General features: G+C 52.1%; 1 protein-coding gene. It reads left to right on the top strand.

The genetic code is table 11. The features are described 5' to 3' along the window. Positions 1-85: 85 nt before the first annotated feature. Positions 86-290 (top strand): hypothetical protein (locus tag JYB63_RS22875; protein WP_243432136.1); only part of this gene is annotated, 205 nt, incomplete at its 3' end.

Genomic DNA, 290 nt, shown 5'->3' with positions numbered 1-290 from the left:
CTTTTTTTATTTGCAGCGATTCCTTTATCAATGAGCGTTTGTTATCGTTCAGCCGGTAGATCATATCAGTTTGAGAGTGTGCGCGATGAAAGGACGTTGGGGCAAATACCTGCTGGGCGGGTTGATGGTGGCGGTATTGGCGGGCTGTTCGTCCAAGCCGACCGATCGGGGTCAGCAATATAAGGACGGCCGTCTGGATCAATCGCTGGAGCTGGTCAATCAGCCCAACGCCAAAGGTTCGCCGGTCAACGCCAAGGATTATTCGGATCAGCTGATGGAGATCAAGTACG

Origin of the sequence: Aliamphritea spongicola, assembly GCF_017051665.1 — a bacterium.
In the GTDB taxonomy this organism is placed as follows: Bacteria; Pseudomonadota; Gammaproteobacteria; order Pseudomonadales; family Balneatricaceae; genus Amphritea; species Amphritea spongicola.
This window is presented reverse-complemented; position numbering and strand designations above follow the sequence as displayed.